Genomic DNA, 25,167 nt, shown 5'->3' with positions numbered 1-25,167 from the left:
GCGATTGACACCATGCGGCAGACTGCCTCAACATCTGAGGTCCACCTCGGCCCAGTCACCTCAGTACCGGATCGCACCGCTGCGCGCTGATGGTGCTCCCGGCACACGATGCCGGTGTGCGCCTCAGCCGGGCCTGCCCGCACAATGAGAGACATCGTATGAAGATGCTGTCCAAGGCCGTCTTACGAGGGCGGTCCCCCGTACTCCTCGGCCTCGCCGCCCTCATGGGGCTGTTCCTCGCAGCGCCGGCCCAGGCCGCCACCGCCCCCACGGCGACAGCCCCGCCGCACTTCGCCAACGGCCACGGCCTCACTGTCATCAGCCAGCCGAAATGGGCCGACGACAACCACCGCACCTTCGTCCTCACCGTCAGGACCGCCCAGGTCCCGGTCTACGACACGATGGCCGACCAGGTCTCCGGCGAACACGTCATCATGGTCACCCTGCCGACCGGATACAGCGGCACCGCGAACGCCCGGTACCCCGTGCTGTACGACCTGCCCGGCGCCGGCGAGTACCCGAACAGCGTCCGGTACCTGAGCATGGCCGAGGGGGCGACCGAGAACGTCCCGCTGATCACCGTCACGCCCAACGGCGGCGGCCGCGGCTGGTACACCGACTGGGTGCACCCCGGCTCGCGGGGCCGCCAGAACTGGGAGACCTTCCATCTCGACCAGGTGATCCCGTTCATCGACGCCAATCTGAGGACCGTCCCCACCCGGCAGGGCCGGGCGATCACCGGTCACTCGATGGGCGGCTTCGGCGCCTTCCACTACGCCGAGGACCGGCCGGAGCTGTTCCGCTATGTGGGCAGTTTCTCCGGCGACCTGGACATGCGGGACGCGGTGATGCGTGCCGCCGTCACCGGCAGCGAGCTGTTGCCGGGCTTCGGCACACCGACCGCCGCACCCGACGCGGTCTTCGGTCCGCCGGTGTGGCCACTGGACGGCACGTGGAACAAGGTGAGCCCCGCCCAGCACGTAGCGAAGCTGCGCGGAATGGGCGTCGCGCTGTACGCGGGCGACGGCGGCGACCTGTCCCTCGACCCGAACCAGGACATCCAGGCCCTGGCTGAGGCGGCCGTCCACAGGACAGCCGTGACGACCGCGGCCAACCTGACGGCGGCGGGGATCCCGTACCGCTTCGCGGATTACAGCGACGGCAGCAACTGGGCCGAGGGCTGCACCGGCAAACACGCCCAGGACCCGTGCCTGCGCGCCGGCATGAACGACTTCGTGCGCCTGATCATGAAGCGGGTGCAGCACCCGTGACCGGTCCGGGCGACGTGCACAACACGTTCTCCGGCACCGCGCACGGTCCGGTCGTCATGGCCCGGGACCTCGTCAACGCCACCATCAACATCACCTCTCCCCCGAACTCCAGGACGGCCATCGCCCTGGACGAAGCCACGGCCGAACTCGCCCAAGCGCTGCGTATGCAGTGGTCGGTGGAGTCGGAACGGCAGCGGTTGTGGGCTCCGGACACGCTGGCGGTCCGATGGCGGACGATACGCAACTCACCGGAGGCCGGACCGCTGCCGCCAGAAGGCGAGCTGCGGGGGATCGCGGATCTGTACGATCAGGTACCCACCAAACGACTGGTGGTGCTGGGCCGTGCGGGATCAGGAAAGTCGGCCCTGGCCATCCGGTTCGTGCTGGAGCGGCTGGGCCCTGCGGACGCCCCGGTCCCCGTGTCTGTCGTACCAGTGATCTTCAGCCTCGGTTCCTGGAACCCCGAAACGCCTCTGCGGGACTGGCTGACCGCTCAGTTGGAGCGCGACCACCCCGGTCTGGCGACGGACGGCTCCGGCAACGCGACGCTCGCCACGGCGCTGGTCGACCGCGGCCGCATCCTGCCCGTCCTGGACGGCTTCGACGAGATCGCCGAGGACCTGCGGCCGTCCGCACTGGACAAGATCAACGACACCGCCAGCTCCAGGATGCCCCTACTGCTGACCAGCCGCGGCGACGGATACCCCGGGACCGGTGGTGTTCTGGCCGCTGCCGCGATCGAGCTGACGGACCTCTCCCCGCACGATCTGACCACGTACCTGCCCCACACCGGTGCCAAGACGGCTGAGTGGAAAGAGGTCCTGGAACACCTGAGTGCCACTCCCGAAAGCCCGGCCGCCATGGCCCTGCGGACCCCTCTGATGGTCGCGCTCGCCCGCACCGTCTACAGCGACGTCCCGGACCATGACCCGCGCGAGCTGCTCACCGGCCGCTTCCCCACCGTAGAAGCTCTGGAGAACCACCTCCTGGACAGCTTCATCCCCACCGTCTACCGCGACAGGCCCGCCGCCCACCGCGAATGCGTCCAGGACTGGCTCGGCCACCTTGCCCGCCACCTCCAGCTGCTCGACGACACCCCCGACCTCGCGTGGTGGCAGCTGGGCAGCACCCTTCGCCGCCCGGTGCGCATGGTGGTCGTCGGGCTGGTGGCCGGGCTGCCCCTGGGAATCGTGGACGGGTTCGTGTTCTGGTTCCTGGCCGGGTTCGTGGGGCCCCACGGTCCTGTGCGCGGGCTCCTGATCGGGCTCGCGAACGGGGCCGTCCTCGGACTGGTGGCGGGCCTGGCCTTCGGGCTGATGCACGTGTTCCTGGACGGGGGCCCGGCACGCGACCCGTCGCGCGTACACATGCGGATCCTCGGCGGGACGACGCGGTCCCGCAAGACGTACGTCCCGCGTCTGGCAGCCGGATTCACGGGCGGGTTCGGGTTCGGCTTCGTGTCCTGGCTCGTGAACGCGCTCATGTTCGGGCTCCTGCAGGGGGCGTCCGGCGCGGCGATCCTCCTGAGCGGGCTACTGAACGGCGCCGTGGGCGGCATCGTCGGCGGGCTGTCCCTGGGGTTCGCGTACGCGGGCGGCACGGGCGAGCCGTCGGACGAACCCCTGAGATTCGCGGACGCCATGAGGGAGTTCCGTCAGCGGCTCGCGCCCCGGCTGGCGATCGGGTTCGCGGGCGGATTCGGGGGCGGGTTCATGTTCTGGTTCGCGGACCCGCTGGCAGTCGGCCTGGTCCTGGGAGCCCCGGGCGGATTCACGTCCCTGCTGACACACTCGCTCAGGGCAGGGATCGAGGGCGGCCTCGGCTACGGCCTCGCCCTGGGCCTCGCCTACGGCCTGGCCGTCGCCCTCGCCCACCCGATCCCCGTTCGCTCCGCGGTCAGCCCCACCGCCCTGCTCGGGACCGACCGCATGGCGGTGGTCCATCGGACGCTCCTGAGTACGCTGACGTTCGGACTGGTGGGATGGCTCTTCTACGGCCTCGGCGGCCAGTTCCTGGCCTGGTTCGTGTTCACGACCGTGGGCGGGCTGGGTACCGGCCTCGCGTACGGGCTCAGCCTGACCGCCTGGGGCCACTGGGTGACCCTCTCCCGCATCTGGTTACCCCTGACCGGCCGACTGCCCAGGAACCCGGGCGACTTCCTGAAGGACGCCCATAGCAGAGGCGTATTGCGCCAGGCAGGCGCGGTGTACCAGTTCCGGCACGCCCGGCTCCGGGACCGGCTGACCAAGCAGTGACACCACGGCCGTTCAGGCATCGAAGGCCTTTCCACGGCGACCCGGGGGCGTTTGCCCCGGCCACCACGAATCCGCGGACAAGCACAAATCCGGGCGCAGACGCCACGGCAACAGATGGCATACGTGGACGATCACAAAGCCCCAGGTCAATGACCGTGCAGCAATAAAGACACCCTTCAAGCGTCTGGCGCAGCAACTGTGCGCGCTGCTGAGCTGGTTCAGCGCCAACACCCCGGCGCTGGAGGCCGCCCAGCAGCGCTACGACGCCGTCGGCTCCCCGGCCCGGTAGCGTGTCCGCGGGACTGCCGGCCGACGCACCACGAGCCTCCTTGTCGCGGTCCGACCTGACTGGCGACCTCGGTGATCACGAGGCCGCCGTCGGCCCTGCCTCGCCGCGTGTGCGTGCCGCGAAACCGCGCGAGCCCACCCCGTAAACGGAGTGGGCTCGGCTTCTGAGCGCTGGGCAGGCCTTGCACCTGCATCTCCCCGCAGGAAGCGGGATGTCTTTCCTTGGACCACCAACGCACGCCCGGTTGCCCCGAGTTCGGGCGGCCGCGACAAGATCCAGTGTAGCGCACGGCACCTGTCGAGGCGGACTCCGGGCCCGGGACGGTGCCGTTCCGGGCCCGGGACGGCACCGCGCTCGTCGGGCTACGAGCGCCGCAGCAGCCGGTGCATCGCCCCCGCGGACTCGGTCATGGCGGCCAGCGAGCAGGATTCATCGGTGACATGGGCCTGATCCGGGTCCCCCGGTCCGTACACCACCACCGCCGGATCGCCGAGGCGGCCGGTCAGCACCGAGGCGTCGGTGAAGTAGGTCGCGTACTCGGCCGGGTGGGCCGAGGAGCCGGGGGCCAGGATTTCTCGCGCGGTGGCGGCGGCCGACGGGTCGGTGGCGACTCCGGGCAGGTCCAGCAGCGGTTCGAGGGCGATGGCGTCGCCGCACAGCCGGGCGATCTCCGCGATGGCCTCGTCGCGTCCGAAGCCGGGGACGGTGCGCACGTCCAGCCGCATCTCGGCGCGGTCCGGCACCAGGTTGGGCTGCTCGCCCGCGTGGAACGTGCCGATGTTGACCGTGGCCGGGCCGTGGGTCGGGCTCACCGGCCAGTCACGGTGCCCGTGGATCCTGCTCGCCGCGGCGGCGAGCCCGGCGATCGCGTTGCGGCCCAGCTCCGGGCGGGATCCATGCGCGGAGACCCCACGGGCCGTCGCGGCGAGCCACAGCACGCCCTTGTGGCCGAGGACGGTCCGGTTGCCGGTCGGTTCGGCCACGATGAGCAGGTCGGTGGGGGTGAGTGACGCCGCGTCGATCCGCTCGGCCCCATGGCAGCCGGTCTCCTCGCCGAAGGTGAAGATCAGCTGTACGGCGGTGTCCCGCGGGCTTTCCCGGGCGGCCCGTATCGCCGCCTCGACCTGGCAGGCCACGCCCGCTTTCATATCGCTGCTGCCGCGGCCGAGCAGCCGGCCGTCGCGCAGCTCCCCGCTCATCGGGTCGAACGACCAGTCCGACGGGTCGGCGGGCACGGTGTCCAGGTGTCCGGTGAAGGTGACCGGCACCCGTGGCGCCGCGGGCCCGAACCGGGCGACGACGTTGGCCCGGCCGGGTATCGGCTCCTCGACCCGGACGTCGAACCCCGCGCCGTCCAGCCGGTCCGCCACCAGTGCGGCGGCCGGTGCCTCCCGGCCGCCCCGGGTGTCGATCCGCACCAGCCGCCGCGCGAGGTCCGTCGCACCGCGCCAGGTGTCCGCGTCGTCCATCGGGGTCCTCCTGGGGTTGTGGTGAGTCGCCGTCATGTGCGGGCCGGGGGCGCTTGCGTGGCCCGGGTGCTGTCGCGTACCACCAGGGTCGGCACGAGTGAGATACGCGCGTGCGGACCACGCTCGGCGTCCTTGGCCAGGCTCGCCGCGGCCAGCAGCCGTACCGCCTCCGCGGCGATCCGGTCGCGGGGCTGGTGGACCGTGGTCAGGGCCGGTTCGGCCAGCCGGGAGAACTCGATGTCGTCGTAGCCGGTCACCTGCACCTGCTGGGGCACCGCGAAACCGTGGGCCCGGCAGGCGCGGGTGGCCCCGAGCGCGATCAGGTCATCGGCGCATACGAGCGCGTCCGGAAGGCCGCCTTCCGCGATCAGCCGGGCCACGGCGGCCTCGCCCCACTCCACGCTGTAGTCCCCGAGCAGCACCTGGTCGGGCTTGACCTCGATGTTCAGCTCCTCGGCGCGCCGCCGGAACCCGGCGAACCGCTGTTCCGTGGAGGAGTGGGTCATCAGCGAGCCGATGAAGGCCGCCGACCGCGTCCCGCCGTCGTGGAGGTGGTCCATGACCTGCCGCATCGCGGCGACGTCGTCGACCCCCACCCAGTCGGTGGTGGTGCCGTCGACGAACCGGTCGAGCTGGACGAGCGGCAGCCGGTCCGCGGTCTGCTGCACGGCGGGCCGGCTGTCGACGCCGTGGCTCGGGCTGACGATGATGCCGTCGACATTGCGCGCGGCGAGCGAGGCCAGCCGGCGCGCCTCGATCCGCGGGTCGGAGCGCGCGTCGCACAGGAACAGCTCCTTGCCCTCCCTCCCCAGGGCGTGTTCCACGCTCTCCACCAGGGAGGTGAAGAACGGGTTGGTGATGCTGGGCACGACCATCCCCACGGTGTCGGTACGACTGTTGCGCAGTGCCCTGGCGATGACATTGACCTGGTAGCCCAGGTCGTCGGCGGCGCGGCGGACCTTGCGTTCGACCGCGGCCGAGACCTGGCCCCGGCGGGAGAGCACCCGCGACACGGTGGCGGTGGAGACACCGGCCCGCTCGGCGACCTGAGCGATCGTGACCCGTTGCAATCGATTACCTTCCTGCCGGGAAACGTGGCGGTCACATGGCTTCAACACCGATGCGACCTGACGCATTGAATCAGCATAGAGCCTTGACACGGCTCCTGACCCCTGTCTACGGTCCTCCGCAACTCGACTGTAATCGATTGCATTGAGGTGGCCCGATGACGATATCCGGGAGCATGAGCGGCCTCGGGGTGTTCCCGCCCCGGCCGAACGCGATCAAGGAGCTGTTCTCCACCCCGAAGGTCGTCATCGGCGTGGTACACCTGCCGCCGCTGCCCGGCAGCCCGCATTACGAGGGCACCCCGCTGGACGAGATCTGCGCCTTCGCGGTCGAGGAGGCGCGGGCCTATCTGGAGGGCGGCTGCCACGGGCTGATCGTGGAGAACCACTGGGACATCCCGTTCCTCAAGCCGGGCGAACACGGTTATGAGACCTCGGCGGCGATGGCCGTGGTGACCGACCGGGTGCGGCACGCCGTACTGGAGGGGGCCGGCGGCAGGCTCGGGGTCAGCGTGCTGTCCAACGCCGCCGAGTGCGCCATCGCCTCCGCCTGGTCCGGCGGCGGCGGATTCGTACGGGTCAACCAGTGGGCCAACGCCTATGTCGCCAACGAGGGCATCATCGAGGGCCAGTCGGCACACGCCAGCCGCTATCGCAGCCGGATCGGCGCCGGCCCGGTCAAGGTCTTCGCCGATGTGCACGTCAAGCACGGTTCGCACGCCATCGTCGCCGACCGCACGCTGGCCGAACAGACCGAGGACGCCGAGTTCTTCGGCGCCGATGTGCTGATCGCCACCGGCTCCCGGACCGGGGACGCCGCCTCGCTGGAGGAGGTCGAGGGCATCTCCGCCCACACCACCCTGCCGGTGGTGATCGGCTCCGGAATCACCGCGGGCAATATCGGCGGCCTGCTGCCGGCCTGCGACGGAGTGATCGTCGCGTCCTCGGTGAAGGACAACGGCCGCTGGTGGGGCCGGGTCGACCGGGCCAAGGTCCGCGAGCTGACCACGGCGGCGGCCAAGGCCGGAGTGGTGCTCCCGTGATCGTCTTCTGCGGGTACGCCAACATCGACCTGACCGTCGGTGTGCCCGCGCTGCCCGCCCCCGGTGACCGCGTGCAGGCGACCGCCATCCGCCACGGCCACGGCGGGATGGCCGCCAACGCCTCGGCGGCCGCCGCCCGGACCGGGGCCGACGCGTGGTTCGCCGGTGTGGTCGGACCTGAGCCGCGGAGCACGGCGTTCCTCGCCGCGCTCGCCGCCGACGGGGTCCGCACCGACTGGACCGCCCGCACCGGCACCCTCACCACCGCCGTCGTACTGCTCACCCCGGACGGCGAACGCGCCGTCATCAGCCAGGACGACGAGCTGGACGCCCGGCACATCACCCGTACGGCACGGGCCGCGCGCGAAGCCGGGGCGGACTGGCTCTACCTCGACGGCTACCGCTTCCCCGAGGCCGCCGCCGCACTGGCCGAGGCCGCCGCCGACGCCCCGCCCGGGACACCCGGACCGGGCCTGGTGGTGGACCTCGACGGCTGCGACCATGCGGAGGCGATGCGCACCGCGCTGTCCGCGGCCGATCACGCCGTCGTCGGCCGGCCGCTGGCCGTCGCGCTGCTGGGCGGGGAACCGGCCCTGGTCCGGGCCGCCGCCGACCATGACGTCCATCTGGTCGTGACCGACGGTGCCCGCGGCTGGACCCTGCTGACCCCGGCGGGTGAACGCCACGACGGTCCGGCGATCGAGGTGGACACGGTCGACGCCACCGGGGCCGGAGACTGCTTCACCGGCGCATACTGTGCCGAACTGGACCGGGGCCGGTCCCCGCTGGAGGCGGCGCGCTTCGCCGCCGTCGCGGCCGGCCTGTCCTGTACCCGCCCCGGCGCCCGTGACGGGCTGCCCGACCGGCGGGCCATCGACTCCTGGCTCGCCGCCCACCCCACTCCCGAAACCCCGGAGCCGACCCGCACCAGGTAAGACAAGGAGAGCAGATGCGCCAGAAAGTGACGGCCGTGGTCGCGCTGGGCCTGCTGCTGACGACCGTCGGCTGCGACACCCAGGCCCGCCGCGAGATGGCGGCCGAGAAGAAGACCACCGAGCAGGGCCCGCCGCCGCCCGCGGAGGTCGCCCGCTCCTGTACCGTCCGCGGCCACGCGCCGAAGATCGGCATCGTGCCCATCAACCTCCAGGCGCTGTTCTTCAACCAGATCAACACCGGCGCCCGGACCGTGGCCCGCAAGGCCGGGGTGAAGACCCAGATCGTCAACGGCAACGACGACTCCGCCACCCAGTCCAACGCCATCGACGACCTGGTGGCCAACCACTACGACGCCGTCATCGTGGACGCGGTCGACACCGAGGGCATCAAGCCCGCCATCCGCCGGGCCAAGGCGGCGGGCGTGCCGGTCGTCGCGGTGGACGCCACCGTCGACGACCCCGCGGTCTCCGCCCAGGTCGGCGTCGGCAACGCGGAGGGCGGCCGGCGGATCGGCGAGGCCCTGCTGAAGACGGCCGGCAACCGCGGAGGGATAGGCGTCGTCGGCGCGCTCAACAGCACCATCCAGAACGAGCGGCAGAAAGGTTTCACCGACGCCGTCACCGCCAAGGGCATGAAGATCCAGAACGTGGTCGACGGCCGCAACATCCAGGAGAACGCCCAGACCGCCGCCGAGAACCTGCTCACCCGCGACCCGGGCCTGAAGTACGCCTACGCCACCGGCGAGCCCGCCCTGATCGGCCTGGCCGCCGCCGTGGTCAGCCAGCACCGCACCGAGAACCTCAAGGTCGTCGGATGGGACCTGTCCAGCCAGGCCGTCGACGGACTGCGGGCCGGGTGGATCACCGGTGTGCTGCAGCAGAACACCTTCCGGTTCGGCTACGAGGCCATGAACTCCGCGATCGACCTGGCCTGCGGCCGCACCACCCGCCGGCAGGTGCCCGTCCCCACCCAGCTGGTGACCCCGGACAACGTCAAGAACTACCTCTACTACCTGGAGAAGTGATGGGCGAGAGCGCGCTGGTCTCCCTGCGAGGAATCACCAAATCGTTCGGCGCCGTCCGCTCGCTGCGCGGCGTCGACCTGACCCTGGCCCCGGGCGAGGTGCTCGGCCTGGTCGGCGACAACGGCGCCGGGAAGTCGACCCTGATGAAGGTCCTGGCCGGTGCGGTCCAGCACGACGGCGGGCAGATCTCCATCGACGGCCGCGACGTCCGCTTCACCAGCCCCGCCGACGCCCGCCGGGAGCGGGTCGGCATCGTCTACCAGGACCTCGCGCTGTGCGACACCCTCGATGTGGCCAGCAATCTGTTCCTCGGCCGTGAACCGCGCCGAGGCCCCTTCATCGACCGCGCGACGATGCACGCCCGAGCGGCGGAAACCCTCTCCGAACTGCACGTCCGGGTGAAATCCACCTACCAGGAGATCGGCGAGCTGTCCGGAGGGCAGCGGCAGGCCGTGGCGATCGCCCGTGCGGTGTCCTTCGGCCCGCGCGTGCTGATCCTGGACGAACCCACCGCCGCCCTCGCCGTCGCCGAGGTCCGGCAGGTGCTGAAGATGATCCGCGACGTCGCCGCCCAGGGCGTCGGCGTCATCCTGATCACCCACCGGCTGCAGGACCTGTTCGAGGTCTGCGACCGGATCACCGTGATGTACGAGGGACGCAGCGTCGAGGACGCCCCGATCGCCGATCTCGACATCGAACGGCTCGTCGCCATGATCACGCGCTCCGGCGCCACGAACGGCGGGCCCGGCACCCAGGAGGTGGCCTGACATGAGCGCCGACACCGCGATGCGCACCACCGCCGTACTGGGCCGGCCGCCGGGCCGCTGGCAGCGCGCCAACAAGGCCACCCTGGCCATGCTCGGCGTTGGCGTCGCGCTCTTCCTCGGCTTCGGCATCGCCGCCCCCAACTTCCTGACCTTCACCAACCTGGCCAACCTGGCCACCCAGGTGGCGATCACCCTGATCGTGGCGGTCGCCATGACCTTCGTGATCAGCACCGGGCAGATCGACCTGTCCGTGGGATCGATCCTCGCGTTCACCGCCACCTGCACCGCCGAGATGCTGCAGGCCGGCTGGGACTCCTCCGTGGTGATCGTCGTGGCGCTGCTCGCCGGGCTCTTCTGGGGTGCCGTCAACGGATGGCTGTCGGCCTACCAGAAGATCCCCCCGTTCATCGTCACGCTCGCCACCATGTCGGTCGTCCGCGGCCTGGCACAGTTGTGGACCAAGGGGTTCTCCGTCCCCATCGACGCCCGGCTCTTCGTCGCCAAGCTCGGCGACGCCTCCTTCGTCGGGCTGTCCGCGCTGGCCTGGATCGCCCTGGCCACGGTCGCCGTCGGAGCGGTCCTGCTGTCGAAGCTGCCGTTCGGCTCCTACGTCAACGGCATCGGCGCCCAGGAGGAGTCCGTACGGCGAGCGGGGGTGAACACCGCCCGGATCAAGATGATCACCCTGATGCTGACCGGTATGGCCGCCGGTATCGCCGGGCTGCTCACCGCGGCCAGGCTCGGCTCCGGCTCCGCCAACTCCGGACAGGGCTTCGAACTCACCGTGATCGCCGCGGTCGTGCTCGGCGGCACCAATCTGTTCGGCGGCCGGGGCACCGTGCTCGGCACCGTCATCGGCGCCCTCATCACCGGAGTCATCGCCAACGGCCTCAATCTGCTCGGCGTGAGCCCGTTCCTCACCCCCATCGTCACCGGACTGGTACTGCTCGCCGCGATCTGGCTCAACCTGCGCGGCCGGGCGATGGCCGATCTGTTCACCCATCTGACGGGCCGCTCATGAGCGACCCCTCCCCCACCACCGTGACCACGGTGACCGGGCCAGTGCCCAGCACTGGGCTCGGCCTCACCCTCACCCATGAGCATCTGCGCAACGACGTCCGCAAGGCCGTCACCGCCCCGGCCGACCCCCGGCTCGGTCAGCTGCGCGACGCCCGCACCACGCCCGAACTGGCCTGGCTGCTGCGCGAGCAGCCGTACGCCTGCCTCGACCACTGTGTGCTCGACGACACCGAAGGGATGCTGGCCGACCTGCGCGCGTTCGCCGCCGGCGGGGGCGGCACGATCGTCGACGTCACTCCGGGCGGACTGGGCCGCGACCCGGCGGCGCTGCGCGCGTTCTCCGAGGACAGCGGCGTACGTGTGGTCATGGGCAGCGGCTGGTACCTGGAGCCCTACCACCCCCGGCCACTGTCACCGGCGGACGAGCGCGACCTCGCCGCCGCGTTGCTGGCCGAGTTCACCGAGGGAGCCGACGGCACCGGGATCCGGCCGGGCGTCATCGGCGAGATCGGGGTCTCCCCGCGGTTCACCGAGGGCGAGCACACCGCGCTGCGCGCCGCCGCGCGCACCCAGCGCGAGACCGGTGTCCCGCTCTACGTCCATCTGCCCGGCTGGCAGCGCCGCGCCCACGAGGTCCTCGACCTGGTGCTGGGAGAGTACGGGGTGGCACCGGCCGCCGTGGTGCTGTGCCATATGGACCCCTCGCACGCCGACCCGGACTATCAGCGGTCGGTGGCCGACCGCGGCGTCTGGCTCGAATTCGACATGATCGGCATGCCGTTCCGCTACCCCGGCGAGGGGCAGTCCCCGGCGCCCCACGAAACCGCGCACGCGATCGCCGGGCTCATCGCCCGCGGACACGGCGACCGGCTGCTGCTCAGCCACGACGTGTTCCTCAAGAGCATGCTCACCGCCTACGGCGGCAACGGCTTCCGCTATGTGCCGGAGCTGTTCCTCTCCCGGCTCGTCGAGCACGGCGTGGACCGGCGGGCCGCCGCGGGCCTGCTGCACACCAACCCGGCCCGGCTGTTCGAGCACGCCGCCGCGTCCTGACCACACCCCACCGTTTCCCTCACTTCCCGTTCGAAGGAGCACCCTGTGAGCCGCGTCCTGATAGCCGGTGAGAGCTGGATCTCCCAGTCCACACACATCAAGGGGGTCGACTCGTTCACCACCAGTAGCTATGTGACCGGAGTCGAGCCGTTGCGCCGGGCGCTGGAGAGCCGCGGGCACGAGGTCGCCCACCTGCCCGCGCATCTGGTACCCGGGCAGTTCCCGGGCGACGCCGAGGCGCTCGCCCGCTACGACGTCGTCGTCCTCTCCGACATCGGGGCGAACTCCCTCCAGCTCTCGCCCGAGGTGTTCGAGCGGGGCATGCCGGGGGCCGACCGGATCGAGGCACTGCGCGGATGGGTCGGCGACGGCGGCGGGCTGCTGATGGTCGGCGGCTACCTCTCCTTCACCGGTTTCGAGGGCAAGGCCGCCTACCGCAACACCGCGCTGCACGAGGTGCTGCCGGTCGAGCTGCTGCCCGAGGACGACCGCGTCGAACTCCCCGCGGGCGGCCGCCCGTCGGCCGTCGGCACCGGCCATCCCGCCCTCGGCGGGGTGACCGGCGAATGGCCGCCGCTGCTCGGTTACAACCGCGTCCGGCCACGTCCGGGCGCCGAGGTCCTGGCCACCCTGGGCGGCGACCCCCTGGTGGCGGTGGCCGAGTACGGCGCGGGACGCTCGGCCGTCTTCACCTCCGACTGCTCGCCGCACTGGGCGCCCGCGGCGTTCTGCGAGCAGTGGGACGGCTACGCCCGGGTCTTCGGCGGCCTCGTCGAATGGCTCTCCCGTTGAGCCGGTCCGAGCGGCTCCTGAAGGCCGCCGCCCCGGTCATGGAACAGGCGCTGCGCATGCGCTTCGTCGCCGAGGTCACGGCCGGCACGATCAGCGACGCCGACTACGCCGACTATCTGGAGATCGAGGCCGCGTTCGTGGAGACGGCCACCCGGCTGCACGGACTGGCCGTGTGGGGCGCTCCCGGCCGGACGGCGCTGGAGCGCAACGCCCGTGCGGTCCACGCGCTGACCACCACCCAGGCGGACTACTTCCGCGAAGCCCGCGCCGCCTGGCCCGTCCCCGCCCGGCCGGACGCCGCCCGGCGGGCCGAGGTGCTGTCGCGGTACGCACTCGACGTGGCGCGGGAAGGCGGCTACCCGGCGGTGATGACCATGCTGTTCGCCGCGGAGAGCCTCTACCTCACCTGGTGCACCCGGGCACACGAGCGCGGCGCCGTTCCCGACGGCGCGATGAGCGCCTGGGTGGCGCTCCACGCCGACCAGGCGTTCCGGGACGGGGTACGGGCTCTCGCGGCGGAGGTCGACGCCCTGCCGGAGGACATCCCCCAGGAGCGGCTGACCCGCTGGTTCACCGGCATGCTGGAGGCGGAAATCGCCTTCCACGACGCGGTGTTCGGGTGACCGGGTCTCGGCGGGGGGCACTCCCCCGGCCCAGCCGTCCGGTGCGTCCCCGGGCAAGGCCGATCGGTCGTCCGTGGTCTCCTCGTGCGGCCGCTGGGTAAGGTCGTCTGCCCAGTCCCGAGCCCAGGCCCGCAAGGTGGCCGTGTCCGCCTCGGTAAGGCCGTAAGCGATGAATTCGTCGCGGGCGTGGCGGCGGCCGAGTCGATCCAGGTCCGCGGTGGTACGGAGGCGGGAAGCGGCGTGGACGTCGATCAGGTCGCGCACGGCGCCGCGGTCGGGCAGTGCCCGCACCTTCGTGCCGATGACGTCGTCCAGCGCGAGGACGGGACCGTACTCGGCCGCCGTGGGTGGGTGCCGGAACGCCTCTTCGAGGATGTCGACCTCGCACTGCTCACCGCCGGCGGAGAGATCGCTGAGGTTCACGCCGCGGCTCCCGGGCGGGCCGAAGCCAGTTCGGGGAAAGCCTTTTCCCACACGTCACGGATGGCCCGGCTGATCAGTGTGCGCGGGACGGGCCACTGGTCGATGAGGAGATCTCGGTCAGCAGGGCGATCAGGTCATCGTGCTGCCCTTCGGCGAGCACACCACGTGCAGCGGCAGCTGGACGGAGCCGTGGGTCGGCCCGGCCAGCCGGCCGAGCGCGTCGGGAGTCTTCGCGCGTAACGCTGCCGCAGCGCCTCGGCAGCGGACGGTGACGGCTCAGCGGCAGGCATGGCGGACATGCTTGTGCCGTCCGCGCAGCCGACCACGGCAGTCCCCATCGTCAGGCAGACCAGTAAAATCGCCATACCGGCCACGTCGCCGACTTCATCACCGGCCCCCGTCGTGGCCGCCACGGTGCAGCCTCCGGAAACGACGGGGAACTCGCCCTGACCGAGGCTAGGTTGGACCGATCGGCATCTCATCCCCCTGGAAAGGGACATGAATCGGTATGACCGTCGCCTCACAAGCCCCCTCGGGCCAAGCCCTGACTCAAGTCTCGGCTCAAGTCCCGGCCCAAGGCCGCGCCGCCCGGTTGGTGGGGCGGGCCCCCGCCGGGGTGCGGCCGTATCTGGAGTTGCTGCGGCTGGACCGGCCGGTGGGGGCCTGGCTGCTGGTGGTGCCCGGATGGATCGCCCTGGGAGCGATCGCCGGGCCCCGGGACGGGGGCCTGCTCGGGCTGCTGCTCCTGGTGTACGGGGTGCTGTCGAGAGGGGCCGCGTGCGGGCTCAACGATGTGCTGGACGCGCGGTTCGACGCGCAGGTGCCGCGTACGGCGGGGCGGCCCGTCGCCTCCGGGCGGCTGGCGGCCGGGCGGGCACTGGTGCTGTGTGTCGTGGTGGGGGCCGTCGCTCCGCTGGTGATGGGGTTCTGGAGTGTGGAGGCCGTGGTGTGGGCGGCGGCCGGGGCGCCCCTCGCGGCGGTGTATCCGTATATGAAGCGGGTCACCCACTGGCCGCATGTGTGGCTGGGGATCACCATGAACTGGACGGTGCCGCTGGTGTACGGCCTGCTCGCCGGGGGGCTCGGGGGCGGGGGCTGGGTGCTGTACGGGGCGCTGATCTGCTGGGCCGTGGGGACGGACGTGATCTACGCCTGCCAGGACCGGGCGGCCGATGTGCGGGCCGGGGTGCGGTCGGCCGCCGTGCTGCTGGGGCGTCGTAGCCGGGTGCTGGTGGGCGGCGTGTACGCGGGGTGTGTGGTGCTGCTGGCCTGGTTCGGTGTCGTGGCCGGGCTCGGGCCGCTGTACTGGCCCGGACTGTGCGTGGTGGCGGGGCAGTTGGGATGGCAGGTACGGCGGGCCGACCCCGCGGACATCGGAGCCTGCGGGCGGGCGTTCGGCACCAATCCCCTGTGCGGACTCCTTATCCTCGTGGCCGTACTCGCCGGGCGGCTCGGTACCCTCGGCTGAGGGACACGGATCCTGGTGGAGGTGCTGGTGGGACTGCGGGACCGGATCGCGGCGGAACTCACGGCGACCATGCACGGCGGGGATCTCAAACTGGAGCGGTACGCGGGGCCGCCCGGTGATCCCGGGCTGTTCGGGATCGCGCCGGGAGACCCGGTGTGGCGGGTGCACGGGCAGGCCACCGGGATGCTCACCGGCGGGTTCGCCGCGCTCATGCTCCAGTCGCTGCATCCGCTGGCCATGGCGGGGGTCGATCAGCACTCCGACTTCCGCGCCGATCCGGTCGGGCGGCTGAACGGAACCGTACGGTTCATCACCACGACCACCTTCGGCTCCGCTGCCGCCGCCCGCGAGGTGATCGACTTGGTCCGGCGGATCCACACTCGGGTGCACGGCACCGCCCCCGACGGCCGGCCGTACCGCGCGGACGACCCCGACCTGCTCACCTGGGTGCACACCGCCGAGGTGCGCAGCTTCCTCGCCGGCCACCAGGCCTACGCACCCCGGCCACTCCGGCTGACCCCCGCCGAGTGCGACGCCTACTACCGTCAGGCCGCCCCCGTGGCCGAGGCGTTGGGCGCACGGAACGTACCGCGCACGTCCCTCGAAGCCGAGCGCTACCTGACCCGTCTCCGTCCCCAACTCCACGCCACTCCCGCCGCGTTGGACTCGGTGCTGTTCCTGCGCCGCTTCGGACGCACCCGCCGGGAGCGGCTGGTCGCAGGCCTGCTCACGAACGCCTCGGTCGGACTCCTCCCCGACTGGGCCCGCGCCGAACTCGGCATCCACCGCCCGGCCCCCGTCCGCACCGGCTGGGACCGGCCCCTGGCGACGGCCGTCGGACGCACCCTCCAATGGGGGCTCGGGCCCTCCAAGATCCAGGCCGCCGCACGGGAGCGGCTGGCGACGGCGCGGCAGGGATGAGCCCATGTGGCCGCGTCCGCTTCAGGCGAGCGGGAAGTCCTTCGCCATGCGCGCCGCCACCCGCTCCAGCAGCGGCCCCGCCTGGACGAGGCAGCGGGGGACGTCGGGCTCCAGGTCGGTCAGGGCGTACGCCCGATGGATGCCGACGGCGTTCAAGGAGGCTGGATCCAGGGACAACCGGCCGCAGACGGCGACCACGGGCAGGCCGTGTGCGCGGGCCCGGGAGGCGACGCCCGCCGGTGCCTTGCCATGGAGGGTCTGGGCGTCCAGGGAGCCCTCACCGGTGATCACCAAATCCGCTCGAGCCAGGGCCTCGCCGAAGCCGAGCAGGTCCAGCATCACCTCCACTCCGGGGCGAAACCGCGCCCGCAGTGCGGTGAGGGCGCCGAAGCCGAGGCCGCCGGCCGCCCCGGCCCCGGGTTCCTCGGCGGCGCCGGGGAACCCGCACGTTCGCGCGTAGTGGCGCAGGGCGCCCTCGAGGATGCCCACCTCCTCTGGGGATGCGCCCTTTTGGGGTCCGTAGACCGCGGCCGCGCCCTTCGGTCCGAGCAGCGGATTGCCGACGTCGCTCGCCAGCACGAGGTCCACCTCCGCGAGCCGGGGGTCGAGCCCGGACAGGTCGGCCTTCGCGAGCCGGGCCAGCGCCGCCCCGCCGGGGCCGACCGGGGCGCCGGACGCGTCCAGGAACCGTGCGCCGAGCGCCGACAGCATCCCCGCGCCGCCGTCGGTCGTCGCACTGCCGCCGACACCCAGGGCGATCGAACGGGCCCCGGCGTCCAGCGCGGCGCGCAGCACTTCGCCGGTGCCGTACGACGTGGCGGTGAGCGGCGCGAAGACGTCCGCCGGGAGGTGCCGCAGCCCGGACGCCTCCGCCATTTCGACGACCGCGGCGCCGTTCCGCAGGGCGTAGGCGGCGGTCACCGGCCTGCCCACGGGTCCGGTCACGCGTATCTCGCGTCGGCCGAACCCGGCCGCGACCGCGGCGTCCACCGTGCCGTCACCGCCGTCGGCGACCGGTACGGACACGACCGACGCGTGGGGGGCCACCCGCCGGAGCCCGGCGGTGAGCCGTTCGGCGACCTGAGCCGCGGTCAGCGACCCTTTGAACTTGTCCGCCGCGATCAGTACGCGCACCCGTTTCCCTCTCCTTCCGGGCCGGGCGGCGATCCGCCCGGCGTCGTCCGCCGGCGCGGTCAGGGGGCCGTCGCCACCAGGTCGCGTACGCGGGCGGCCACCGACGGCTCGCACTCCTCCAGCGCCTTGGCCAGTCCGTCCGGATCGGTCAGCGGGCGCCTTTCGACGACGTCCCGCGCCCACTCCGGTGCCGCGCCGCACTCGGTGATCAGGACCCGCACCGCCTGGGCGGCGGGCAGCAGGTCGAACCAGCGCAGCCCGAGCGCGGCGAGGCCGGCGGGGGTGGGCTCGCCGAACAGCCGGAGCCGCGCCAGGCCACCGTCGGGATAGATGTCGAGCTTGACGTGGCTGACGGGGCGGGAGGCGCCGATACGGAAGCGGTGCCGGGTGTCCCGCTGCAGCCGGGTGCGCGGCAGCAGGTCGAACCAGGCCCCGGGATCGTCCGGGTCCGCCACCGTGGCGTCGACGCCCCGCAGCCGTGCCGACCCCGGGGAGTTTCCGATGAAGTACGAGGTGTCGAGCGCCGCTTGGGTGAGCTGTCCCCGCGCGGCGAGTTCGACGATCACCCAGTCGTTGCCGCCACCGCGGCGTCGGCGGGTTTCCCAGCCGTCGCCCATCACCCGGGGCAGCCCCGGGGACAGCACGTTGTTGGGCGGGGAGTAGAAGCGGTCACTGGCGTCGGAGACGCGGCCGCCGTTCTCCACCGCGCCCAGGTCCCAGACGGAGCCGGTGCGGAATCGCGGGTCCGGGATCACGTCGCCGTGGACACGTAGCCGGGCCACCCCGCCGTCGGGGTGGATGTTGAGGCGGACGTGGGTGAACCGCCGGTCGTCCGCCACCTCGAAGCGGTGCTCGGTGTCTCCGCGCAGGGGGCTCGGCGGAACGATCGGAACCCATTCGGCCCCTTGGAGTTCGGCCGGTGTGGGATGGCCCTCGGCGGCACACGCGTCGAGCGAACAGGACTCCGGGTAGTTGCCGGTGAAGTGCGCCGTGTCGACGACGACACCGCGGATCACACCCGGCGCGCCGAGCCGTACGACGGCCCAGTCGTGGTCGCCCTCCTCGTATTCGGGGCGGCGGCGCCGGGTTTCCCAGCCGTCCATGATCTGGCCCTTGTGCCCGAAGGTGTGGGGCTGGAACACGGGTGCCGTGGGGCGCAGCAGATTCTCCTTCTCGGCGAAGAACTCGTCGTTGGCCGCGACGACGCCGCCGAGGGCGCGGGCGGCGAGGTCGGGAAGCCGGCTGAAGTCGCTCATGCTCTCTCCTGTTCCCGGAGGTCAGCCGAGGGCCACGGGGAGCGCCGTGGGGGCGTGGTGGGGGCCGGTGGCCAGTTCCTCGAACTCCGTGACGTTGTCGAGTTCGGTTCCCATGGACACGTTGGTGACGCGTTCGAGGATGACCTCGACGACCACCGGCACCCGGTACTCGGCCATGAGCTTCTTGGCCTCTTCGAGGGCGGGCGCGATGCGGTCGGGCTCGAGCACGCGGACGGCCTTGCAGCCCAGCCCCTCGGCGACCTTGACGTGGTCGACGCCGTAGCCGCCCACCTCGGGGGCGTTGACGTTGTCGAAGGACAGCTGGACGCAGTAGTCCATGTCGAAGCCGCGCTGCGCCTGGCGGATCAGACCGAGGTAGGCGTTGTTGACGACGACGTGGAGGTAGGGGATCTGGAACTGGGCGCCGACGGCGAGTTCCTCGATCATGAACTGGAAGTCGTAGTCGCCGGAGAGGGCGACGACGGTGGCGTCCGGATCGGCGGTCGCCACGCCCAGGGCGGCGGGCACGGTCCAGCCCAGCGGCCCGGCCTGGCCGGCGTTGATCCAGTGCCGGGGGCGGTAGACATGGAGCAGCTGCGCGGCCTGGATCTGGGAGAGGCCGATCGTGGAGACGTAGCGCGTGTCGCGCCCGAACGCCTTGTTCATCTCCTCGTAGACCCGCTGCGGCTTGACCGGCACCTGGTCGAAGTGGGTCCTGCGGAGCATGGTGGCCTTGCGCCGCCGGCAGCTGCCGGCCCAGTCGCCGCGGTCCCTGAGCGCTCCGGCGGCCGTCAGCTCCCCCGCCGCCTCGACGAAGAGCTCCAGCGCGGACTTGGCGTCGGAGACGATGCCGTAGTCAGGGGCGAAGACCCGGCCGATCTGGGTGGGTTCGATGTCGACGTGGACGAAGGTACGGCCCCGGGTGTACGTGTCGAGGCCGCCGGTGTGGCGGTTCGCCCAGCGGTTGCCGATACCGAGGACGAAGTCGGACTCCAGCAGGGTGGCGTTGCCGTAGCGGTGGGAGGTCTGCAGACCGGCCATGCCCGCCATGAGCGGGTGGTCGTCGGGGATGGCGCCCCAGCCCATCAGCGTGGGCACCACCGGCACCCCGGTCAGCTGGGCGAACTCCACCAGCAACGCGCTCGCGTCGGCGTTGATGACGCCGCCGCCGGCGACGATCAGCGGCCGTTCGGCGGCCTGGAGCAGCTCGACGGCCTTGTCGATCTGCGCCCGGGTGGCGGCCGGCCGGTGGACCGGGAGCGGCTCGTACGTCTCCAGGTCGAACTCGATCTCCGCCATCTGGACGTCGATCGGCAGATCGATCAGCACCGGACCGGGCCGGCCCGAACGCATGAGGTGGAACGCCTGCTGGAACGCGCCGGGCACCTGCGCGGGCTCCAGCACGGTCATCGCCATCTTGGTCAGCGGCCCCGCGACGGAGGCGATGTCGACGGCCTGGAAGTCCTCCTTGTGCAGCTTGGCCACCGCTGCCTGGCCGGTGACGCACAGGATCGGGATCGAGTCCGCCGCGGCCGAGTACAGACCGGTGATCATGTCGGTGCCCGCGGGGCCGCTGGTGCCCACGCAGACCCCGATGTTCCCGGCCCTGGCGCGGGTGTAGCCCTCGGCCATGTGCGAGGCCCCCTCCACATGCCGGGCGAGGACATGCGTCAGGCCGCCGTTGGTGCGCATCGCGGAGTAGAAGGGATTGATCGCCGCACCGGGCAGACCGAAGACATGGGTGGTTCCCTCACGCTTGAGGATCTCCACCGCCGCCTGGGCCGCGGTCATTCGAGCCATGAGGATGCTCCTGTCGATTGGCACATCGGGGTGTGGGTTCAGTGGGTGGCGCGGCCGGCCAGCCGCTCGACGCCGCGCAGCAGGGCGGAGTGGTCGAGCCCGCCGTCGCCGTGGGCGCGGGCCGAGGCGACCAGCTGGGCGACGAGAGCGCCGACCGGCAGGGGCGCCCCCACGGCCCGTGCCGCGTCGGTGACGATGCCCATGTCCTTGTGATGCAGGTCGATACGGAAGCCGGGCTTGAAATCGCGGTCGAGCACGGCCTGCCGCTTGCGGGCCAGGACGGTGGAGCCGGCCAGACCCCCGCCCAGGACCTCCAGCGCCGCCTTCAGGTCCACGCCGGCGTTCTCCAGGAAGACCACGGCCTCGGCCAGGGACTGCAGGTGGATGGCCACCATCAGCTGGTTGGCGGCCTTGACCGTCTGCCCGGCCCCGTGCGGGCCGACGTGCACGATGGTGCTGCCCAGTGCCTCGAACACCGGCCTGGCGTCGGCGAAGTCGTCGGGGTCGCCGCCGACCATGATGGACAGCACCCCCTCGATGGCGCCCGCCTCGCCGCCGGACACCGGGGCGTCGAGCGTGCGCAGACCCTTGTCCCGCGCGGCGGCGTCCACCTCCAGCGAGGTCTGCGGGGTGATGCTGCTCATGTCGATCAGCAGAGTGCCGGGCGCGGCGTGTTCCAGGACGCCGCCCTCGCCGAGGACGACCTCCTTCACCTGCGGGTCAGCCGGGACCATGGTGATCACGACCTCGGCGTCGCACACCGCCTCGGCGATGCTGTCGGCGCCCCGGCCACCGGCCGCGATCAGGGTGTCGACGGCCGCGCGGCTGCGGTTGTAGCCGGTGACGGTGTGTCCGGCCGTCACCAGGTTGGCGGCCATCGGGCCGCCCATGATGCCCAGGCCGATGAAGGCGATCTTCCGGGAAGTGGCGCTCATCGTAGGTTCCTTCGTGTCGTCCGTGTCGTCCGTGTCGTCGATGTCAGGCGTGGCCGTCGCTGCCGCGCCGCTCGCGTGGGAGCCAGTCGAAGCTGTCCGCGCTCGGGCCCTCGGGCTTGTACTCCAGGCCCACCCAGCCGGCGTAGCCCGTGGCCTGGAGGCGCAGCAGCAGCCCGTCGAGGTCCAGCCGTCCCGTACCGGGCGCGCCCCGCCCGGGTGCGTCGGCGATCTGGACATGGCCGATGCGGTCGGCGTGGGTGGCGATCGCCCCGGCCACGTCGTCGCCGTTGACGGAGAGGTGGTAGAGGTCGGCCAGCAGACGGAGGTTGCGGCTGCCGGACTCGCCCGCCACCCGGTCGATGACGGCGATCGCGTCCGCCGCGGTGCGCAGCGGGTACGCCGGGGCGCCGCTGACCGGCTCCAGCAGGATCGTGCCGCCGACGCGCTCGGCGGCCTTGGCCGCCAGTGCCAGGTTCTCCACCGCGAGGTCGTCCTGCTCGGCCGGGGCGGCGCCGTCGACCCGGTTGCCGTACAGCGCGTTGAACGAACGGCAGCCCAGTTGCTCGCCGATCGCCACGGTGACGTCGATGTTGTCGCGGAACTCCGCGGTCCGGCCCGGCCAGGACACCAGGCCCCGGTCGCCCCCGGGCATGTCCCCGGCGAAGAAGTTCAGGCCGGTCAGGCGGACACCGGCAGCACGCACCGCCCGCACGAAGGCATCGGCCTCCGCGTCCGTCGGCACGGCCGTCGCGTAGGGCCACCAGAACTCGACCGCGTCGAACCCCGCGGCCTTCGCGGCGGCCGGACGCTCGAGCAACGGCAGCTCGGTGAACAGGATCGACAGATTGACCGTGTGGGGAAGTCGGCTCTTCATCAGTTCTCCCGGCCGAGGCTCTTCAGGTACGGACGCCAACCGCCGAAGCCGGTGATCTCCTTGTGCACGCCCTTCTCCAGCTCACCGCGGCGAAGGACCATCGAGAAGGACGAGGAACCGTCCTGGAGCCGGATAATCCCGAACTCCAGCTCGGGCGGCTCGGCGGGCAGCAGGTGGTCGCGCAGCACCTCCTCGGGGACGTCGTAGACCTCGCCTTCCACCGCGGTGCCGACACCGGGGTCGGGCAGCAGCCCGGGGCAGGTGTCCCGGATCGAGAAGACGCGGTGGCCAGGGGCGGTGCGGGTCCGGGCCACGAGGGGGGCGCCGCGCAGATGGTGATGGAAGGGGCCGCCCTCCATCGCCTGGCCGTTGAGGAACATGCGTGCCATGGGATCTCCCCTTTCTCGAAGGGCGTACGAGTACGGGTGATGGCCGGGCGCCGGAGTGGAGTCCGGCAACCAGCGGATCCTTCTGCGATGCGGATACTATTTTCTGTATTGCGGAATAACAACCCCCACCCGGAACTCACCCCGGACACCCGCACCCCACCCGCCGCACTTCGATGGCAGACTCATCGGCACGGCGGCGACGTCCGGGCGGACGGGCGGACGGGCGGAGCGAGGACGCGAAAAGCCTTGACAGGCCCTCACGGCGGACCTATACATCTGCCAATCGAAAAATAAATTCCGCATGGCGAAAAGCACTTCGGGCCCGTCTCACCTGCCGCCGATGCCCCGATCGGCGGCCCTGATGAGCGGCCCGGGTCAGCGGCCCGGGTCAGCGGCCTTGGTCAGCGGTGGGCGATCCGCTGAGGCGCCGCCTCTCCCCTGCCATGCGCGGCGTCCCCACGGCCCCGTCCCGACCGCACCGCGCGAGACGTGCCACCCGCCCCAGACGGCCTCGCCCCACCAGTGGAGTACGGCCGCCCCAGGAGGTTCTCGACGTGAAACCCATCCATCTGCTCGGCGCGATCCCGTTCCTCGGGATCCTCGGGGGAATCTTCATCGCGAACCGGGTGACGCCCTACGTCCTCGGTATGCCGTTCAACCTCTTCTGGCTGGTCATGTGGGTCGTGCTGATCTCGGCGACCATGGCCGTCATCTACCGTCTGGACCCGGCGAACCGGGAGGAGCGGAGCTCATGATCGCCCTCGCCGTCATCTTCGCCTTCCTGCTCGCGGCCCTGGGCCTGGGAATCCGCGCCCGCCGTGGCAGGGACATGGATCTCGAACAGTGGTCGGTGGGCGGCCGCGGCTTCGGGACGATCTTCGTCTTCCTGCTGCTGGCCGGCGAGATCTACACGACCTTCACCTTCCTGGGCGCCTCGGGATGGGCCTACGGCAAGGGCGCGCCCGCGTACTACATCCTCTGTTACGCCTCACTGGCCTACGTGCTGTCGTACTGGCTGCTCCCGGCCGTGTGGCGCTACGCCAAACAGCACCGGCTGATCTCGCAGTCCGACTTCTTCGTCGCCAAATTCAACAGCCCGCTGCTCGGCGCGCTGGTGGCCCTCGTCGGAGTCGTCGCGATGGTGCCCTATCTCGTCCTGCAGCTCAAAGGGTTGGGGATCATCGTATCCGTCTCCTCCGACGGCCGGATCTCCTCCCACTGGGCCATCGTGATCGGCACGGTGGCGCTGACCCTCTATGTGACGATCTCGGGCATCCACGGCTCGGCCTGGACCTCGGTGCTCAAAGACGTCGCCATCCTCGCGATCGTCCTCATCCTCGGCATCTACCTGCCGATGCACTACTTCGGCGGCGTCGGGGAGATGTTCCACGCGGTGGACAAGGCCCATCCCCAGCTCCTCACCCTGCCCTCCAGCGGCATGAGCACCTCGTGGTTCGCCTCCACCGTGCTGCTCTCGGCGGTCGGCTTCTACATGTGGCCGCACACCTTCAGCGCCTCCTACAGCGCCCAGAACGAACGCGTCTTCCGCCGTAACGCCATCTTCATGCCGCTCTACCAGCTCATCCTGCTCTTCGTCTTCTTCGCCGGCTTCACCGCCATCCTGGTCGTGCCGGGCCTCAAAGGCGCCGACGCGGATCTGTCCCTGCTGCGGATCACCACCGCCACCTTCCCCTCCTGGTTCGTCGGCATCGTCGGTGGCGCCGGGCTGCTCACCGCGCTGGTCCCCGGATCCCTGCTGCTCATGACCTCCGCGACCTGCCTGGCGAAGAACGTCTACCGCCTCGCCCGGCCCCACACCAGTGAGCAGCACATCGGCCGCCTCGCACAGCTGCTCGTCCCCGCGCTCGCCCTGGTCTCCCTCTACTTCACCTTCAACGGCGGCAGTTCGATCGTCTCGCTGCTGCTCATGGGCTACGCACTGGTCACCCAGCTCTTCCCCGCGCTGCTGGCGAGCCTCGCGCCACGGCAGTTCGTCACCAAAGAGGGAGCGGCGGCGGGCATCGTCGTCGGGGTCACCACGGTGGCCGTCGTCACCCTCTCCGACGTCACGGTGGGCAGTCTCCTGCCGGGACTCCCCCAGGCGGTGAAGGACCTCAACGTCGGCATCATCGCCCTCGCCCTCAACACCGTGGTCATGGTGGCCACGTCCGCCGTCACCCGCACCGCGAGCCCCGTCCCCTCCACCACCACCGCCGCCCTGCGCCCCGAACCCGAAGCCACGGCCGGCACCGGCTGATCCGCTCCCCCTGGCCGGGACCTCATACGGGAGGCCCCGGCCCGGGGCTCCTCCTGTGGAGTGGACGAGATCGCCGGTCCCCTCCGCTCCCCGGGCTCAGG

Annotated in this window: 22 protein-coding genes and 2 pseudogenes; 14 read left to right on the top strand and 10 right to left on the bottom strand. The window is 71.5% G+C overall.

Translation table 11 applies throughout. The features are described from left to right. Positions 1 to 158 precede the first annotated feature (158 nt). Both NP777_RS06130 and NP777_RS06125 read left to right on the top strand, forming a co-directional pair. Positions 159 to 1,271 (top strand): alpha/beta hydrolase, encoded by a 1,113-nt coding sequence (locus tag NP777_RS06130; protein WP_256649008.1) that lies wholly within the window; start codon positions 159 to 161, stop codon positions 1,269 to 1,271. Further along, positions 1,268 to 3,526: an NACHT domain-containing protein gene (locus NP777_RS06125; RefSeq protein ID WP_256649007.1), complete on the top strand. Its 2,259-nt coding sequence runs from the start codon at positions 1,268 to 1,270 to the stop codon at positions 3,524 to 3,526. Before NP777_RS06130 ends, NP777_RS06125 begins: the two co-directional genes overlap by 4 nt. 651 nt (positions 3,527 to 4,177) lie before the next feature. Here the strand turns inward: NP777_RS06125 and NP777_RS06120 are convergent. Next, positions 4,178 to 5,284, bottom strand: a complete 1,107-nt coding sequence (locus NP777_RS06120) for a M20 family metallopeptidase (RefSeq protein ID WP_256649006.1) — start codon at positions 5,282 to 5,284, stop codon at positions 4,178 to 4,180. A gap of 32 nt (positions 5,285 to 5,316) precedes the next feature. Beyond that, a complete protein-coding gene (locus NP777_RS06115; RefSeq protein ID WP_256649005.1) occupies positions 5,317 to 6,354 on the bottom strand; it encodes a LacI family DNA-binding transcriptional regulator in 1,038 nt (345 codons plus the stop codon). Positions 6,355 to 6,509: 155 nt separating this feature from the next. Between NP777_RS06115 and NP777_RS06110 the strand changes: the two genes are divergently transcribed. From NP777_RS06110 to NP777_RS06075, 8 genes are read left to right on the top strand one after another with little or no spacing between them, the layout of a single operon-like run. Beyond that, a complete protein-coding gene (locus NP777_RS06110; RefSeq protein WP_256649004.1) occupies positions 6,510 to 7,394 on the top strand; it encodes a BtpA/SgcQ family protein in 885 nt (294 codons plus the stop codon). After that, on the top strand, positions 7,391 to 8,329 hold the full coding sequence (locus tag NP777_RS06105) for a carbohydrate kinase family protein (RefSeq protein ID WP_256649003.1): 939 nt from the start codon (positions 7,391 to 7,393) through the stop codon (positions 8,327 to 8,329). Before NP777_RS06110 ends, NP777_RS06105 begins: the two co-directional genes overlap by 4 nt. Before the next feature lie 14 nt (positions 8,330 to 8,343). Then, positions 8,344 to 9,354 (top strand): substrate-binding domain-containing protein, encoded by a 1,011-nt coding sequence (locus NP777_RS06100; protein ID WP_256649002.1) that lies wholly within the window; start codon positions 8,344 to 8,346, stop codon positions 9,352 to 9,354. Next, a complete protein-coding gene (locus NP777_RS06095; RefSeq protein WP_256649001.1) occupies positions 9,354 to 10,121 on the top strand; it encodes an ATP-binding cassette domain-containing protein in 768 nt (255 codons plus the stop codon). Before NP777_RS06100 ends, NP777_RS06095 begins: the two co-directional genes overlap by 1 nt. Position 10,122: 1 nt before the next feature. Beyond that, positions 10,123 to 11,142 (top strand): ABC transporter permease, encoded by a 1,020-nt coding sequence (locus NP777_RS06090; protein WP_256649000.1) that lies wholly within the window; start codon positions 10,123 to 10,125, stop codon positions 11,140 to 11,142. Then, positions 11,139 to 12,194 carry a phosphotriesterase family protein gene (locus tag NP777_RS06085; protein ID WP_256648999.1) on the top strand — a complete coding sequence of 352 codons (1,056 nt, stop codon included), beginning with the start codon at positions 11,139 to 11,141 and terminating at the stop codon, positions 12,192 to 12,194. The genes NP777_RS06090 and NP777_RS06085 overlap by 4 nt, the downstream gene beginning before the upstream one ends. A 45-nt stretch (positions 12,195 to 12,239) precedes the next feature. After that, entirely contained in the window at positions 12,240 to 12,986 is a 747-nt protein-coding gene (locus tag NP777_RS06080) for a glutamine amidotransferase (protein ID WP_256648998.1), read from the top strand. Next, positions 12,971 to 13,609, top strand: a complete 639-nt coding sequence (locus NP777_RS06075) for a TenA family protein (protein WP_256649102.1) — start codon at positions 12,971 to 12,973, stop codon at positions 13,607 to 13,609. Before NP777_RS06080 ends, NP777_RS06075 begins: the two co-directional genes overlap by 16 nt. A 69-nt stretch (positions 13,610 to 13,678) precedes the next feature. Here NP777_RS06075 and NP777_RS06070 read toward each other — a convergent pair. Together NP777_RS06070 and NP777_RS48800 are read right to left on the bottom strand one after the other, a co-directional pair. Then, positions 13,679 to 14,011: pseudogene (locus tag NP777_RS06070) on the bottom strand (nucleotidyl transferase AbiEii/AbiGii toxin family protein); the annotation flags it as partial. 17 nt (positions 14,012 to 14,028) lie between these two features. Further along, positions 14,029 to 14,322, bottom strand: a pseudogene (locus NP777_RS48800) (hypothetical protein). A 218-nt stretch (positions 14,323 to 14,540) separates the two neighbouring features. Here NP777_RS48800 and NP777_RS06060 point away from each other — a divergent pair. Continuing rightward, positions 14,541 to 15,500, top strand: coding sequence for a 4-hydroxybenzoate octaprenyltransferase (locus NP777_RS06060; protein ID WP_256648997.1), 960 nt, complete (start codon positions 14,541 to 14,543; stop codon positions 15,498 to 15,500). 15 nt (positions 15,501 to 15,515) lie between these two features. Beyond that, positions 15,516 to 16,421: an oxygenase MpaB family protein gene (locus NP777_RS06055; protein WP_256648996.1), complete on the top strand. Its 906-nt coding sequence runs from the start codon at positions 15,516 to 15,518 to the stop codon at positions 16,419 to 16,421. A gap of 21 nt (positions 16,422 to 16,442) precedes the next feature. On the opposite strand, the gene NP777_RS06050 is transcribed toward NP777_RS06055, so the two are convergent. From NP777_RS06050 to NP777_RS06025, 6 genes are read right to left on the bottom strand one after another with little or no spacing between them, the layout of a single operon-like run. Next, positions 16,443 to 17,555 carry a glycerate kinase gene (locus NP777_RS06050; protein WP_256648995.1) on the bottom strand — a complete coding sequence of 371 codons (1,113 nt, stop codon included), beginning with the start codon at positions 17,553 to 17,555 and terminating at the stop codon, positions 16,443 to 16,445. 59 nt (positions 17,556 to 17,614) lie between these two features. Next, on the bottom strand, positions 17,615 to 18,811 hold the full coding sequence (gene alc, locus NP777_RS06045; RefSeq protein WP_256648994.1) for an allantoicase: 1,197 nt from the start codon (positions 18,809 to 18,811) through the stop codon (positions 17,615 to 17,617). A gap of 21 nt (positions 18,812 to 18,832) precedes the next feature. Beyond that, the gene (gcl, locus tag NP777_RS06040) at positions 18,833 to 20,611 is read right to left on the bottom strand and encodes a glyoxylate carboligase (RefSeq protein WP_256648993.1); all 1,779 of its coding nucleotides are present in this window, start codon (positions 20,609 to 20,611) and stop codon (positions 18,833 to 18,835) included. 38 nt (positions 20,612 to 20,649) lie between these two features. After that, positions 20,650 to 21,546 carry a 2-hydroxy-3-oxopropionate reductase gene (locus tag NP777_RS06035; RefSeq protein WP_256648992.1) on the bottom strand — a complete coding sequence of 299 codons (897 nt, stop codon included), beginning with the start codon at positions 21,544 to 21,546 and terminating at the stop codon, positions 20,650 to 20,652. Between the two features lie 43 nt (positions 21,547 to 21,589). After that, positions 21,590 to 22,420 (bottom strand): hydroxypyruvate isomerase family protein, encoded by an 831-nt coding sequence (locus NP777_RS06030; RefSeq protein WP_256648991.1) that lies wholly within the window; start codon positions 22,418 to 22,420, stop codon positions 21,590 to 21,592. Next, a complete protein-coding gene (locus NP777_RS06025; RefSeq protein ID WP_256648990.1) occupies positions 22,420 to 22,809 on the bottom strand; it encodes an allophanate hydrolase-related protein in 390 nt (129 codons plus the stop codon). Before NP777_RS06025 ends, NP777_RS06030 begins: the two co-directional genes overlap by 1 nt. A 554-nt stretch (positions 22,810 to 23,363) precedes the next feature. Between NP777_RS06025 and NP777_RS06020 the strand changes: the two genes are divergently transcribed. Both NP777_RS06020 and NP777_RS06015 read left to right on the top strand, forming a co-directional pair. Then, positions 23,364 to 23,564, top strand: a complete 201-nt coding sequence (locus NP777_RS06020; RefSeq protein WP_256648989.1) for a DUF3311 domain-containing protein — start codon at positions 23,364 to 23,366, stop codon at positions 23,562 to 23,564. Next, on the top strand, positions 23,561 to 25,066 hold the full coding sequence (locus tag NP777_RS06015; RefSeq protein WP_256648988.1) for a sodium:solute symporter family protein: 1,506 nt from the start codon (positions 23,561 to 23,563) through the stop codon (positions 25,064 to 25,066). The genes NP777_RS06020 and NP777_RS06015 overlap by 4 nt, the downstream gene beginning before the upstream one ends. Positions 25,067 to 25,167: the final 101 nt, after the last annotated feature.

Source organism: Streptomyces rugosispiralis (assembly GCF_024505145.1).
Taxonomy (GTDB): Bacteria; Actinomycetota; Actinomycetes; order Streptomycetales; family Streptomycetaceae; genus Streptomyces; species Streptomyces rugosispiralis.
Note: the sequence above shows the minus strand (reverse complement) of the source record. Positions and strands in the feature narration are given on the sequence as shown.

Coding starts and splice junctions, on each gene's coding strand:
- NP777_RS06130 (WP_256649008.1), top strand. CDS start 159: ATGAAGATGCTGTCCAAGGCCGTCTTACGAGGGCGGTCCCCCGTACTC.
- NP777_RS06120 (WP_256649006.1), bottom strand. CDS start 5,284: ATGGACGACGCGGACACCTGGCGCGGTGCGACGGACCTCGCGCGGCGG.
- NP777_RS06110 (WP_256649004.1), top strand. CDS start 6,510: ATGACGATATCCGGGAGCATGAGCGGCCTCGGGGTGTTCCCGCCCCGG.
- NP777_RS06100 (WP_256649002.1), top strand. CDS start 8,344: ATGCGCCAGAAAGTGACGGCCGTGGTCGCGCTGGGCCTGCTGCTGACG.
- NP777_RS06095 (WP_256649001.1), top strand. CDS start 9,354: ATGGGCGAGAGCGCGCTGGTCTCCCTGCGAGGAATCACCAAATCGTTC.
- NP777_RS06090 (WP_256649000.1), top strand. CDS start 10,123: ATGAGCGCCGACACCGCGATGCGCACCACCGCCGTACTGGGCCGGCCG.
- NP777_RS06085 (WP_256648999.1), top strand. CDS start 11,139: ATGAGCGACCCCTCCCCCACCACCGTGACCACGGTGACCGGGCCAGTG.
- NP777_RS06075 (WP_256649102.1), top strand. CDS start 12,971: ATGGCTCTCCCGTTGAGCCGGTCCGAGCGGCTCCTGAAGGCCGCCGCC.
- NP777_RS06060 (WP_256648997.1), top strand. CDS start 14,541: ATGACCGTCGCCTCACAAGCCCCCTCGGGCCAAGCCCTGACTCAAGTC.
- alc (WP_256648994.1), bottom strand. CDS start 18,811: ATGAGCGACTTCAGCCGGCTTCCCGACCTCGCCGCCCGCGCCCTCGGC.
- gcl (WP_256648993.1), bottom strand. CDS start 20,611: ATGGCTCGAATGACCGCGGCCCAGGCGGCGGTGGAGATCCTCAAGCGT.
- NP777_RS06035 (WP_256648992.1), bottom strand. CDS start 21,546: ATGAGCGCCACTTCCCGGAAGATCGCCTTCATCGGCCTGGGCATCATG.
- NP777_RS06030 (WP_256648991.1), bottom strand. CDS start 22,420: ATGAAGAGCCGACTTCCCCACACGGTCAATCTGTCGATCCTGTTCACC.
- NP777_RS06025 (WP_256648990.1), bottom strand. CDS start 22,809: ATGGCACGCATGTTCCTCAACGGCCAGGCGATGGAGGGCGGCCCCTTC.
- NP777_RS06015 (WP_256648988.1), top strand. CDS start 23,561: ATGATCGCCCTCGCCGTCATCTTCGCCTTCCTGCTCGCGGCCCTGGGC.